Raw genomic sequence first — 14,311 nt, forward strand, 5'->3', positions numbered from 1 at the left:
TTTATTCCTCCTCAATTTTAAAATCTTCTTCTATTCCTAATTGATTAAATTTACTTATTTTCAATTTAGCATCATCTAAAAGCTTATTACAATGTTTGTAAAGGCTTATACCTTCTTCATACAAGCTTAAAGATTCATCTAAGCTAGCATTTTTAGATTCTAGTTCATTTAATATACTCTCTAATCTTTTATAAGCTTCTTCATAAGTTAAATTCATACTATACCTCTTTATTTTCAATTTTATCTATCATACATTCCAGATTTCCATCTTTTAAGACTATGTCTATGTTATCTTTTGTTTTCAATCCTTTTATACTGTTTATTACTTTTCCATCTTTTTGGGCTATGCTATAACCTCTATCCATAGTAGCTAATGGACTTAAATTATGAAGTAATGCTCCAATCTTTATTAGTTTCTCATCTTCCAATTTCAAATTATTTTCTATTCCAAAAATTATTTTATCATATATTTTATCTAATTGTATAACTTTATCTTTTATTGTATAAGAATCTAAATAGTTATTTATCTTGTTAAATGCTGATTCTAACCTGTATTGGTCTAGCTCAATTTGATTTGTAAGAGACTTACTCATTCTACTTTTTATATTTCCAAGTTTGTAATTTATATCATCTAACGATGGAGTAGCAATCTCTGCTGCTGCGGATGGTGTTGGTGCTCTCATATCAGATACAAAGTCACAAATAGTAAAATCAGTTTCATGCCCAACTGCTGATATTATTGGAATCTGAGAATTAAAAACCTCTCTTGCTACCATTTCATCATTAAAAGACCAAAGCTCTTCTATTGAACCCCCGCCTCTACCAATTATAAGTGTATCAACATTCTTCATATGATTAAAAAATCTGATTGCTTCACATATTTCTTCTGCTGATTTATCTCCTTGAACCGTTACTGGATAAAGCTTTATATTAATTTTAGGGTATCTTCTTTTTATAACATTTATTATATCTCTTATAACAGCACCTGTTGGAGATGTTATAACTCCAATTGAGTTTGGCATTTTAGGTATAGGTATCTTGTATTTAGAGTCAAATAAACCTTCTTTAGCAAGTTTTTCTTTTAATCTATTAAATTCTATGTGTAAATTCCCTATTCCCTCTATTTCAATTTCATTAATATATAATTGATACGCACCATCTCTTTCGTAGACCGATATGTATCCACTAGCTATAACTTTCACACCATTGTCTAATTTTAGATTACGATTAAAATTACTTTTAAAAATTACACAGTTTAACTTTGATGTTTCATCTTTAAGTGATAAATATACATTCCCACTACTATGAACCTTAAAATTGGAAATCTCTCCTTTAACCTTAAGATTAGAAAGTATTGGGTCGTTTATTAAAATTCTTTTAATATATGAGTTTGCTTCACTTATATCTAAAGCTCTTAGTTTCATACTCTTTCTCCTAAAAAGCTATTCAATCCTATTATAGCACACCCAACAGCATTATCAGTTGAATATTGTGGTTCTGTAAAATGAGCTTCTATATGTTTTTTTCTTAATTTTAGACTTAATTCTTTAAGAATATACCTACTTGCAGAAACTCCACCTGCAAAAACTACTTCATCTACATTATAAGTTTCACATAAATAAACTAAAGATTTAAACATATTTCTAACTACTGAATCTAATACTAATTTAGATACATATTCTTTTTGATTAGTATTATCTTTATTATCTTTTATAATCTTGTTTACCTGATTCTCTAATCCAGATAAATTCATATATCCATCTCTCACAGAAGTTTTCAGACCACTTTCTATTTTAAAGTTACAATTTAAAGCATTTTCATCTAAATATTTTCCTGAAGGAAACTTATACCCCAACTTAACTCCTACTCTATCTATAAGTTGACCAAAGCTAATATCTTTACTTCCTCCAATTATATCTATATTATATCCAAAATTATTGTATAGCTTACTTTTATCATCTTTTTTATTACTTATTCTGGTAATTGCACCTAAGCTACTATCCAATATATTATAATTATCATCCATTTTGTTTATTAAAAGTATCTCTGTAGTGCCACCAGACATATGAACAGAAATAAATCTATTATTATTTTTTAACTTACTATTTAATAAACTTGCTTCAATGTGATTTTCTTGATGAGTAGTCTCATAAAATCTACAACCATATATACTTGATAATAACTTTCCAAAATTATATCCTACATTAAATACAGGCATATATGAGTTTTCAACTGGTCTAGGTCTTATAGTTGAACAGACACCTTCTATATTAAACTTATCTTTAAATGACTTTACTCTATCACTTAAAAGCCCTAAATTATTTACATGCTGGAATACAGCTTCACTTTGTCTTAGTCCTTTTGTATTTTCTCTTACTTCTAGCATTATTTTCTCATTAAAGATAACTTTCTTATCTAAAGAGATAGCTGCTATAGAAGTAGTATAGCAGCTAGTATCAATTCCAATTATTATATTATTTACCGATTTCATCAACAACACTTCCCAATATACCATTTATAAATTTAGGAGACTTATCATCACAATATATCTTTGCAAGCTCTACAGCTTCATTTATTGACACTTTATTAGGAGTGTCCAAATAAGCTATTTCACATACAGATAATCTAAGTATAGACACATCTACCTTTGGCATTCTATCTACTGTCCAGTTTTTAGCATGCTTGTTTATTAACTCATCTATCTTATCATGATTTTCTTTTAGTGCTTTGCATACTCTGCTTATATAGTTTCTGTCTATAACATCTTCAAGCTTAGTATCTTCTAGCTTTAAATTTGCATTATTTGAATACTGAAGTGCAAGCTCTTCATATCTATTTATAATATGTTCTGAATTATCATTTAAAAAAATATCTACTTTATCATCTAAAGTTTCAAAATCTTCCTTATTAATATTTATCTGGTATATAAGTTTCATTATATATTCTCTTGTTGTACTCTTTTGTGCCCTATCTTTTTTCATCAATCAAAATTCTCCTTTAAGTTTAATTATCTATATAAAAATCAAATGCCAACAAAAAACCCTCTGACTTTTCAGAGGGCTAATATTAATTTTTCTTAGTTGCTTTTGCTTCTTCTTTATCAACTTTATCTTTCTTAAAGCTGATTCCTTGAATGTGTATATTTACTTGAGAAACCTTCAGTCCTGTCATTGTCTCAACAGTATTTTTTACATTTTCTTGAACTTTAAAAGCTGTATCTGGTATTGACATCCCATATTTTATCATAACCATTACATCTAAATTAACATCCTCTTCTTCTATTTGTATTTTTACTCCATTATTTTTTAACAACTTATCTGTTAATGTTGCTGTAGTTTCTATGCCTTCAACTTCTAATGCTGCTAGACCAGCTATTGTAGCTATTACATCATTAGATATTTTTACTTGTCCAAACTTATTATCTTCCATATTAAAACTTACCTCCTGATTTTAAGGAACTATTTTTATAAGTATAATAATACCAAATACAAGTCTACTTTGCAAGAAAATAACCTCAGTTAATTCTGAGGTTTATTTTTTACTTTTTATTATTATTTGTAAGTTTAATATTTTCATACTTTACATTAGCTTGTTCTGCAACTAAGTCAAATATTTTTGCTGCATCTTTCTTATCTAATTTAGCTTCATTTACCACTACATTGACTTTACTATCACTTATATAAACTAATGCTTCTTCATATCCTTTTGTACTCAAGAGATTTTCTATTTGAAGTTCTTTTTCTTGAATTTTAACTATATTTAATTTCATATTAGAAGCTTCTTTTCTAGATTCTTCTGTTGTAGATGGATTATTTATCATTTCATTTAAATCTTGAACTAGTTCATTTCTTTGCTTTTCTCTATTCATTTTCATATCTAAAATATAAGATGCTTTTTTCATGTTTTTCTCAGATGATAGTTGTTCTTTTATTTCTTTACTTGTTTCAGTTACCTTTTCTTTTACTTTACTAGCTTTACTATCAACTATTTCTATATCAGCACTTTCTTTTGCATCTTGTTTATTCACATTACTAGAATCCTCTGTTTTACTACTATCACTATCGTCAGTATTTTTCTGTAATTGAGCTTCTTCATATGCCTTAAACTCTTTTGATGTTTCTAATAAAGATTTCTTACTCAATTGATAATTCACTGTTCCTACTACAACCAACATTGCAGTTAAAGTTATTATTACAAATCCTCTTCCCTTATAATTAAACTTCATTCATTTATCCCCCCGGTTATATGTATTTATTTAGAATATATTTCTACTTGATGTCCAGCCACTTGTAATGATGTTTGTACTGCACTATAAAGTGTTTCTTTCACACTTGGGTCATTAGCTCCACTTGCTACTACTATCACTCCCTTTATCTTTGGCTCTGTAGTTTTTATAACTACAGGGTCACTTGAATTTGAAGTTATCATTGTTTTATTTTCACTAGAAGTCGTAACTGTTCTTTCTCCTCCTTGTGCATCTTTTTCCTCTGTTGTCTCTGTTGTTTGATTTGAATTAAAAGCAGGTTGTATTTCTTCACTTGATTCAAATGTAACCATTACATCAACATCCCCTGCACCATCAATTTTAGATAGTATTGTTGTTAACTTTGATTCCAAATCATCTTTTTCTTGTTCTTTAGTAACTTGTTTTTCAGTATTTTTGTTAGCCTCTGTTTTTCCAACTTGTTTATCGCTTTTGCTACTAGGAAAACAAGACAATAAGACTAATGACACCACACAGATTCCAGCTATAGTTATTAGTGAATATACCTTTCTCTTATCTTTGTCATTTAAGTTTTTCAACATTCTCCCAACTCCTATTTATCAATTTGTATATCTTCTATAGAAACATCAAGCACCTTTATTAAGTCATTTTTTAATTTGTTTTCATTTAGGTTCAGTTCATATTCTGTACCTTTTTTAAAAACTTGTTTAGAATTTTCTTTGTCATTAGAGTTTATGTTTTCTTCATCCTCTTTAGTACTATTATTTTTATTTTCTTCATCAATATTGCCATTACTTTTTGTACTATCATTTTTTTCTTTTATTTTTATATTATTTATATTTGCTCCGTTAAGCTCTATATCTTCTAAATCGTAACCATACTCATCAAGTTTCAATTTAAGCACTTCTTTTAAACCATCCTCATATCCTTTAGATAAACTATTGTTTCCAGTTTCTTTTGCTAAAGCATTTGTACTATCTACATATTGTTTGTTGTAGTTACCCATAGACTTCAAGATTCTATCTTCTAAGCTCATATCTTTTGAAAAAAATCCTACTACTGGAGTTATTACAATAAATACAAACATAAAGTTTAAAACTAAGTTGACATAAGGTTTTATCTTAGAACTTGGTAAAATCATATCTACTATATTTACTATAAATGCTCCTATTAAAACACTAACAATCCATGCCTTTATGCCCTCTAACATAGCTTCCTCCTCTCTACAAACTTTAAATTCGATGCAATTTTATATTGATATATATTATCCTTGACTTACGACACTTATCGATGTCAAGATAGCCACAGTTACAAAGAACATTATTGTTATGGCAATTACTGATGCTAGCATTATTATCATTAGATTTGCAACTTCATTTAAAAAATTAGATATTCCATCTTCTCCAACTGGCTCTACAATTATTGCAGCTAACTTGTACACTACTATTACTGATAAAATTTTTATAACTGGAAGTAAACAAATTCCAACAAGTAAGATAAGCCCTATTCCTCCAAATATATTTTTTATAAGCTGAGATGAAGATAATAGAATATCCACAGAATCAGATACAAATCCTCCAACAACAGGAATAAAATTACCTATAGCAAACTTAGCAGTCTTGACACTGAATTTATCAAAACTAGTTACATACAATCCTTGTATAGATACAAGTCCTAAATAAACGGTAAACATCGCCCCAATAGAAACATAATTTATTTGCTTTACAAAGGAGAAAAATCGTTTTAACCTTATATTTTTTGATAAATTGTTTATTATTAAAATACCAAATGCAACAGTAATTGATACAAATAAAAAGTTCTTGAAAAATACGTTTATAAATGTTACTCCTCCTATAAAGATAGGATTCAAAGTAGTAGATGTTATTGGAAATCCAATTAAAAGTAAAAATGTTATTAATATTGGCATTATAACTTGCATGAGACCTACAGTATGGTCTATTGCATCATAGCAAATCTGTAATACATCCTTAAATCCAACAAGTGTGAGTGATACCATTGTGATAAATATTATATATGTTGCGATTTGACTTACTGCACCTGATGAAAAAGAGTTTTCTAAGCTTTTTAAAATTGATGATAATAAAGCCAGTACTAAAATCACTGCTACTACCTTTAAACTTGCTTTAAATTCGTCAAACATCAATATCTTCAATCCATCTTTATTAAATAAATCTAAGATATTTTTTTTGCCACTAATTAAATCTTTTACAAACGATTTTAAATTAACATCATTAATAACTATTTCCTTATTTATATAGTCTTGTATTTCATTTATATCTAGCTTGTCTAACTGCCCATCTATATATTTATCTATGCTATTTTTTGTTTCACCATATTCCTTATCTTCACTACTTGGTACTTCATTGGCGAATATCATAATAGCAAAGATATTTATAAAAAAGAAAGTAAATACAAAACCTATAATCATTGGTAAAAATCTTTTTTTCATAAGCAACCATGCCTCTCTTCACTCTATAAACCTCAATACAACGAAATCTCTTTAATATACCTATAGTTATCTTAAGATACACAACTATGGAATTATGTTCACTACCATTTCTACAATGGATAGAAGTATAGGGAAAGACATTGACATCACTATTATTTTTCCTCCAAACTCTAACTTAGAAGCAATGTTTCCTTCCCCACAATCTTTGCAAAGTTGTATTGCAAATTCCATTAAATATGCTATCCCAATTAATTTTATTATTAATGATATGTACATGGTTGGGATATTAGCTTTATTAGCTAAATCTTGTATGCTATCTACTATAAAGTTCAGCTTAAACATAACTGATAATAGTATTATTACTCCAGTTATTATAGCTATGAAATTTGCTATTTCTGGTCTATCTTTTTTAATTACTAAACAGAGTGTAGTTGAAATGATTGCAATTCCTATTAATTGCATTATTTCCAAATTACTCCCTCCCTTTAGTAAAGTTGAAACATTGTTCTTACAGTATTAAATAAATCACTTATTTCTGTTATTACCATTCCCAATACGATTATCACACCTGCCAATGTAGTAAGACCTGCCCAATCTTTTCTATCTGTTTTTTCCAATATCATATTCAATACTGATATTAGAATCCCAACGCCTGCAACCTTTAATATCAATGATATCTCCATAATAAACCTCCCCATATTTAAATCAATATAATACATATACCTATGCCTATAAATGTGACTAATTTTTTATACAATACACCTTTTTTGTTTATGTCATCTTTTGTCTCATAAGTCTGTTTTTTTAAATTTTCTATAGATAAATCTATCATTCTTTGTTGTGACTCTATATCACTTTTACCTAAAGTAAGTATTAGATTTTTTAACTCCTCAATTTCTTTATTACCTAGATAAGTCTCTTTGTTTAAAACATCAAGATTTTCTAATATTATCATTTCTAAAGTTTTGCCTTGTTCATTGTGAAGCTCTTCTGATACTTGAAGAAAAAACTTCCAAAAACAAAATTCTTTATTACCACCTATCCTCTTAAAAATCTCTTCCAATGTATAAAGTCCGAAAGATAAATCCATCCTTAATATTTCTAAAACTCTTATTAAATCATTTAATTGTTTATGTCTACGAGTATAAGTCTTGTATATGTGTTCACCTATCAAATAACTACTTCCTATTAAAAGAGCTATAATAATTATCTTAATTTGCAAAATACCATCTCTTTTCTTCTAAATCATAAATTTTTTCAATTGTTCCAGCACCTCTTTTTGCAGAAAGAATTATAACTTTTTTAAATAATTCTTTATCTAGAAGCCTATTTAATTCTTTTCTATTTTGTATATCCTCTATCGAATCTCCATGTACAGTAGTTATTAGTCCTATCCCTCCATTTAATGCTGTATATAATGCCTTTATCTCTTTTTCACTTCCAATCTCATCTGTCACAATAACATTTGGCGACATAGACCTTAAAAGCATCGTAATCCCCAAGTCTTTTGGGCAAGTTTCTATTATGTCAGTCCTTATCCCAACATCCATTTGTGGAACTCCTAGATAAGCACCTGCTATCTCATTACGCTCATCCACTAGAGCTACTTTTAAGCCTTTAAACCCATAATCCTCATTACCATTACTTAAATTCCTTACTATATCTCTTATTAAAGTTGTTTTTCCACATTGAGGTGGCGATATTATCAGAGTATTATTAATCTGATTTTTTCCATTTATGATATGACTTAAAATCTTATTTGAGCATCCAATGATTTCTCTTGATACTCTTATATTTAAAGACGATATATGCTTTATATTTTTGACTTGTCCATCTTCTACTATTGCTTTCCCAACTAATCCTACTCTATGCCCTCCTCTCAAAGTTATAAATCCTTTTTTTATATCATCCATAAATGAATGTATTGAGTATTTACATATTATTTGAAAAGTTTGCTCTACATCTTCTCTTGTCACTACATATGAGTCTTGTTGATTTAAATCGAGTGTCATAGTTTTTTGATTATAAAAATAATCCTTAGAGTTTGCATTTAGTATCAATGGTTTTTGTGAGCGTAACCTAATTTCTTCTATATTTAGATTATTGTTTGAGATTTTTTCTACCTTTTCTCTTATAGTTGTAGAAAGAGAGTTTATTATTTCATCAGAAAGTTTATTCATTTCTTGTCCTCCTCCTTTGTTTATATAATTCTATTTATAAAGGACAAGGAATATTACCAAAACATATATATTTTTTAAAATAATATTTATCAATAAAAAAATGACTCCATTTCTTTTGGATTCACTTAATACATAGACTCTATTAAACTACTATTATTAATCTTTATAAGATATTACTCAATAAAAAAGACACTTCAAATATGAAGTGTCTCTATAATAATTACATTTCTTTTATTAGTCCTTTTTTATAAGCCATTAAAAGTAGCTTTAAATCTTCTATTTCTTCTTGTATTTTTACTCCTTCATCGGTATCTCTCACCATTTTTCTCTTTGCCTTATGCTCTACTACAACAGTTGTCGATAAAATATCGCTTTCATTTGCAATAGCTTCCTCAGCAGAATTAAATGGTTCATGTGATACTAATTGTAGAGTTCTAGAATTATATATCAAAGTGTATCCAGCTATACCAGTCGTTTTTTGATACGCTCTAGAAAAACCACCATCTATAACAAGAATTTTACCATTAGCTTTTATTGGACTCTCTCCATTTTTACTTTCTACAGGTACATGACCATTTATTATATGTGATTCATTAAGTTCTAAATCAAATTCCTCAAATATTCTTTTACAAGCCATTTCATTTTCTCTAAGCTTAAAATAAGGGTTCTTATTTTCTTTATGAGTCTCTTTTTCTGCTATAAAGTATCTTTCAAATGTTGTCATATCATCTTTGCCAAATAATGATGAACATTTTCCAGTCCACAAATACCACATAATATCCATACCATATAACTTTTCTTCTGCCTTATCCTTAAAGAAAAACCCTTCTCTTGCTAGAGATTCCATTTTATCCATAAGAGCCTTACCTTTATACTCTTTTCCCATTATATTCATAGACATAAAACTTCCATCTTCATTTAATGGTACACATCCATGAATAAGTAAATTTAAGTTTGCCTTTAAATATATGCTTCCTTTAGAAAATAAAAACGAAACGTGTTTTTGTAATTTTTCACTACCTCTAAATGAGGATACCAATTTATCAATAACATTTTTTTCTTCTATTGTTAATTTGTATGGGTCTTTTTTGTCTATTGTAGGCAGATAAGTATCTTTTAATTTATATGTCTTTCCATTTAAAGTAATTGTACCTTCATCATAGTTTATCATATTAAGCAAAAGTCTATGTTCCATCTCAAATTCAGGTCTTCTTCTTATAACTTCACCTTCAAGCTTAAATTGGATTATACTTATTGCTTTGTGCATCTTAGCCATCAACGACTTTTCTGTTATTGTTACACTTTGGTCATTAATCTTTGGAATAAATTCTTTACAAGGGTCATCCTTATATGTATCTATAGCAAAAGTTGCTAGAGGTAATAGATTTATTCCATATATGTCTTCTACAATGTCTAAATTAGCATATCTAGCTGATATTCTAAGAGCATTTGCTATACAAGTTTTTTCACCTGATGCTGCCCCCATCCATAATATATCATGATTTCCCCATTGAATATCTACACAATGATGTTCAATAAGCTTGTCGACAATTATATCTGGTCTTGGACCTCTATCGTAAATATCTCCTATTACATGCAATCTATCAACAACTAATTTTTGTATGACTGTAGAAATAGCAATTATAAATTCTTTTGCTATCCCTATGTTGACTATTGTTTCAACTATACTTTTATAGTACTCTTCTTTATGTTCACTTTTGACATGCTCATGTAAAACTTCTTCTATTATGTATTTAAAATTTTCTGGCAAAAGTTTTCTAACTTTGGACCTAGTATATTTGCTAGAAGCATACTTACAAAGTTCTATAAGTCTATAAATATTTATTCTATAAAAATCATCTATATTTTCCTCTTGCTTAATTATTAGGTCTAACTTTTGTTCAGGATAATATACAAGAGTTGCCAACATCTTTTTCTCGCTATCTCTTATTGTATTTGAAAACAATTCTTCTATTTTTCTCTTTATTACACCAGAACCATTTTTTAATACGTGCACAAATGGCTCATATTCGCCATGTACATCTGTTATAAAATGTTCTGTTCCCTTTGGAAGATTTAATATAGCCTCTAAATTTATTATTTCTGTACTTGCTTTTGATATACTTGGATATTGTTTTGATAATAACTTTAAATACTTCAGTTTGCTGTTTAAATAATCATCTGATATTTTACACAGATTTTTCATAATTCGTCCTCCAAAATTATATTAAGTTATATTCTTTTTTAATTATACCATACTTAATATACTTTTTTCGAGATAAAATGTACACTAATTATATTCCTAATAAAAGTGACATTCCTACTAAATCTGTATAAACACCATTATAATAACATTCTTTCTTTAATATACTCTCTACTTCAAATCCAACCTTTTTGTATAATCCTATAGCACTATGATTTTCTTCATTAGTAACAAGAGTTATTTTCTTAGTTATTCCATTTGATTTACACCATTCTATAAGGTCTAACATCAGTCTTTTTCCCAATCCAATTCCCCAATATTTTTCTTTTACAACAATTCCTAATACTCCAACATGCTTTCCTTTTGCTTTTTGATTAGAATCAATTGTCGCAATACCAACTATCTCACTATCTATAAATGCAATCAGTTTTACTGAATTATCAGATGCTTTTGCTGCTTCTATAGCATTTTCTTGTTCTTCTAATGATACTTTGTATTCATCTTTTCCAAATGAGAGAAAATGAGTTTCCCCTCCTACTTCATTATAAAAATCTATAATGTTTTGAGCATCTTCTTTTACTGCCTCTCTAATAAGTATGTCCACACCATTTTTTAAAGTTATTGTTGGCATAAATTTACCTCCTAACAAGTTTTTTATCTATAAACATAATACTATTGTTTTTAGCCTATTACAATATTTTTCATGTATTAATAACAATACAAGGTTATACTAAAATAAAAAATCAATAATATTTTAATATAACCTTATACATATTTATATATATTTAATTTTCTGCCAATATCCAACTTTATTTCAATTAAATTTTATAATACAATTAAACTATTTTCTTTAATTCTTCTCCATAAATTTTTCTGTTATAAGACTTCATTATAAAATATAATGGTACTCCAATTGCTAATGCTCCTAATCCCATAATTAATTGATGCATAGATGCCTGGAATAACAGCCAAGTCCCAACGCATACTGCAATTAAAGGAATCACTGCTCCAAATGGAGTTTTAAAAGTACCTACTAATTCTGGTCTTTTCTTTCTAAATACTAATACTGATAAAGATGTTGGTATATACTGTATAAATCTAGCAACTGCACTTATTGCTGCTAATTCAGCAAAACTTCCAGATAAAGCTATTGGTATAGTAATTATCATAGTGGCTATTATTGCTACATATGGTGTACCTTTTTTATCTTTTCTTGCAAATATTCTAGGTAGCATTTTATCATCAGCCAAAGCTACACAACTTCTTGGATTTACGAAAGCACCACACATACAAATTCCTCCCACAGAAACCAGTGTACCAAAAGTTACCAATCCCGCACCCATATTTCCAAAACATATTCTTGCAGCATCTGCGACTGGTGTAGATGTACTAGATAATGAATCTCCTAGTATACCAACACATACAACTTGATTTAATATGTATATTATTGATGCAATTACTATTACACTTATAATTGCTATTGGTATATTCTTTTTAGGGTTCTCCATATCTTCTGCTGCAACTGCTATAGATTCAAATCCTGTAAATGAATAAAACATTAAAAGTGCTGCTGCCCCAAACTCTGTTACCCCAGCTCCTGGAGGTACCATTGTTGAAGTAGTAAAATTAACTCCTTTTATGAAGAATATACCTATTCCTATAAATAATATTAATGGAATTAGTTTACCTACAGTTATAACATTCTGTACAATTTTTGATAAAGATACACCTAATAAGTTTATAATTGTAAGACCAACTATCATAGCTACAATTATAATTTTCTGTATATGAGGGTCGCCTGCTGGAGCCCATACTGCTGACAATGATGTAGGAAAACCTACTATTAATGCTCCCCAAGATATACATCCTATTACCCATTTCATAAGACCTACTTCAAAGCCACAAAAATCTCCAAAAGCTTCTTTAGTATATACATAGGCCGCACCATTTTTATTAAATTTACCTGCCACCTCAGCAAAACAGAATGCCATTGATAAAACCAATAACATATCAAACATATATACAAATATACTTGCTACACCAAATGATTTCATTGCATCTCCTGGTAATAGGAAAACTCCAGCTCCTACAACTGCGTTAATACCTAAAAGTATAATACTTATTAATCCCATTTTATTCTTTTCGTTCATGTTCAATCCCCCCAAGGTATATTATAAATTTGAACAAATATTTATAAAATATTCAAACAATTTTTCCATCTTGTTACAGTACTCTACCATCATTTCTGGATGCCACTGTACTCCTACTACAAAATTTTCATCCTCTTTCTGAATAGCTTCTATTATACCATCTTTTGAATAGGCTATGGCTTTTAATCCTTTTCCAAGCTCATTAACACTTTGATGATGATAGCTATTTGTAAGTAATTGTTTTCCTAAGATTCCTTCTAAAATACTACCTTCTTTAACATCTACTTTATGAGTAGCTACATATCTCTTTGCAGATTGTGTATGTTTTATATAACTTCCTTCTATAAGATTATTATCTTGATATAAAGTTCCTCCTAAACTTACATTTAATATTTGTAGCCCCCTACATATACCTAATATAGGTTTTTTAAGTTCTAATGCTATACTTATAGCTATTAAATCAAACTCATCCACTTCTGGATATATAAATGTGGTTTCTTCTCTTGTTTCTTCTCCATATAATTGAGGATTAACATCCCAACCTCCAGATATTAAAACTCCATCAACCATCTCAATCTGTTTTTTTATAACTTCTTTATCTGTATTTACTGGAATTATAACTGGACTACCTCCACCTTTTAGTACAGCATTTATGTAATCATTATTTACATATGACCTTTCAAGACCTGGAAACATTCCATTCTCCATTATTATTAAATTTCCTAAAATCCCTATTATTGGTTTCATAATCAAGCTCCTAACTAATCGATTGTTTTGTGTATTTATTTTATATTTATATAATTTTCCAATGCTAGAGAAAGTTGATCTGGACAAGATGTTGGTTTTGTCTTACATTCAATTCCTTTTAATTTTTTAATTACATCTTCTATATTCATACCTTCAACTAATATTTTTAGTCCTTTTAAATTTCCATCACATCCACCAATAAAATTTACATTTGTAACTTTATTTTCTTTTACTTCAAATTCAATTTCTGTAGCACAAGTCCCTGTTGTTTTATATTTCATAACTAAACCTCCCAATTATTTTGTCGTCTTATCTCTATAATTAGCAATATACATG

General features: G+C 28.4%; 18 protein-coding genes. All 18 read right to left on the reverse strand.

From position 1 onward, the window contains the following. Position 1: 1 nt before the first annotated feature. Positions 2-217 (reverse strand): exodeoxyribonuclease VII small subunit, encoded by a 216-nt coding sequence (gene xseB / locus KGF38_RS06025; RefSeq protein WP_003419178.1) that lies wholly within the window; start codon positions 215-217, stop codon positions 2-4. A gap of 1 nt (position 218) precedes the next feature. Then, positions 219-1,424 (reverse strand): exodeoxyribonuclease VII large subunit, encoded by a 1,206-nt coding sequence (xseA, locus tag KGF38_RS06030; protein WP_227832264.1) that lies wholly within the window; start codon positions 1,422-1,424, stop codon positions 219-221. Further along, entirely contained in the window at positions 1,421-2,491 is a 1,071-nt protein-coding gene (locus tag KGF38_RS06035) for an O-sialoglycoprotein endopeptidase (RefSeq protein WP_227832265.1), read from the reverse strand. Before KGF38_RS06035 ends, xseA begins: the two co-directional genes overlap by 4 nt. Next, the gene (gene nusB / locus KGF38_RS06040) at positions 2,475-2,981 is read right to left on the reverse strand and encodes a transcription antitermination factor NusB (protein WP_227832266.1); all 507 of its coding nucleotides are present in this window, start codon (positions 2,979-2,981) and stop codon (positions 2,475-2,477) included. The genes KGF38_RS06035 and nusB overlap by 17 nt, the downstream gene beginning before the upstream one ends. Before the next feature lie 85 nt (positions 2,982-3,066). Continuing rightward, entirely contained in the window at positions 3,067-3,429 is a 363-nt protein-coding gene (locus tag KGF38_RS06045) for an Asp23/Gls24 family envelope stress response protein (protein ID WP_021383951.1), read from the reverse strand. Positions 3,430-3,538: 109 nt separating this feature from the next. Further along, complete coding sequence (locus KGF38_RS06050; RefSeq protein ID WP_054269706.1) at positions 3,539-4,225, reverse strand: SpoIIIAH-like family protein; 687 nt, start codon at positions 4,223-4,225, stop codon at positions 3,539-3,541. Positions 4,226-4,251: 26 nt separating this feature from the next. After that, entirely contained in the window at positions 4,252-4,806 is a 555-nt protein-coding gene (locus tag KGF38_RS06055) for a hypothetical protein (RefSeq protein WP_054269705.1), read from the reverse strand. 11 nt (positions 4,807-4,817) lie between these two features. Further along, positions 4,818-5,435, reverse strand: a complete 618-nt coding sequence (locus KGF38_RS06060) for a stage III sporulation protein AF (protein ID WP_054269704.1) — start codon at positions 5,433-5,435, stop codon at positions 4,818-4,820. 54 nt (positions 5,436-5,489) lie between these two features. After that, positions 5,490-6,695 (reverse strand): stage III sporulation protein AE, encoded by a 1,206-nt coding sequence (spoIIIAE, locus tag KGF38_RS06065; RefSeq protein WP_054269703.1) that lies wholly within the window; start codon positions 6,693-6,695, stop codon positions 5,490-5,492. 84 nt (positions 6,696-6,779) lie between these two features. Then, on the reverse strand, positions 6,780-7,157 hold the full coding sequence (gene spoIIIAD, locus KGF38_RS06070) for a stage III sporulation protein AD (protein WP_003428424.1): 378 nt from the start codon (positions 7,155-7,157) through the stop codon (positions 6,780-6,782). Between the two features lie 23 nt (positions 7,158-7,180). After that, on the reverse strand, positions 7,181-7,378 hold the full coding sequence (gene spoIIIAC / locus KGF38_RS06075; RefSeq protein WP_009888937.1) for a stage III sporulation protein AC: 198 nt from the start codon (positions 7,376-7,378) through the stop codon (positions 7,181-7,183). A gap of 17 nt (positions 7,379-7,395) precedes the next feature. Beyond that, positions 7,396-7,917 carry a stage III sporulation protein AB gene (locus KGF38_RS06080; protein ID WP_054269702.1) on the reverse strand — a complete coding sequence of 174 codons (522 nt, stop codon included), beginning with the start codon at positions 7,915-7,917 and terminating at the stop codon, positions 7,396-7,398. Next, positions 7,907-8,875, reverse strand: coding sequence for a stage III sporulation protein AA (spoIIIAA, locus tag KGF38_RS06085; RefSeq protein ID WP_054269701.1), 969 nt, complete (start codon positions 8,873-8,875; stop codon positions 7,907-7,909). The genes KGF38_RS06080 and spoIIIAA overlap by 11 nt, the downstream gene beginning before the upstream one ends. A gap of 220 nt (positions 8,876-9,095) precedes the next feature. Then, positions 9,096-11,081, reverse strand: coding sequence for a fructose-1,6-bisphosphatase (locus tag KGF38_RS06090; protein ID WP_074178862.1), 1,986 nt, complete (start codon positions 11,079-11,081; stop codon positions 9,096-9,098). 88 nt (positions 11,082-11,169) lie between these two features. Next, positions 11,170-11,709 (reverse strand): GNAT family N-acetyltransferase, encoded by a 540-nt coding sequence (locus tag KGF38_RS06095; RefSeq protein WP_054276247.1) that lies wholly within the window; start codon positions 11,707-11,709, stop codon positions 11,170-11,172. 205 nt (positions 11,710-11,914) lie between these two features. After that, on the reverse strand, positions 11,915-13,228 hold the full coding sequence (locus KGF38_RS06100; protein ID WP_074178861.1) for an APC family permease: 1,314 nt from the start codon (positions 13,226-13,228) through the stop codon (positions 11,915-11,917). A 21-nt stretch (positions 13,229-13,249) separates the two neighbouring features. Beyond that, complete coding sequence (locus tag KGF38_RS06105) at positions 13,250-13,975, reverse strand: gamma-glutamyl-gamma-aminobutyrate hydrolase family protein (protein ID WP_074178860.1); 726 nt, start codon at positions 13,973-13,975, stop codon at positions 13,250-13,252. 35 nt (positions 13,976-14,010) lie between these two features. Further along, positions 14,011-14,256 (reverse strand): TIGR03905 family TSCPD domain-containing protein, encoded by a 246-nt coding sequence (locus KGF38_RS06110; RefSeq protein WP_054269697.1) that lies wholly within the window; start codon positions 14,254-14,256, stop codon positions 14,011-14,013. Positions 14,257-14,311 lie beyond the last annotated feature (55 nt).

Origin of the sequence: Clostridioides sp. ZZV14-6387, assembly GCF_020657835.1 — a bacterium.
GTDB classification, from domain to species: Bacteria; Bacillota; Clostridia; order Peptostreptococcales; family Peptostreptococcaceae; genus Clostridioides; species Clostridioides difficile_A.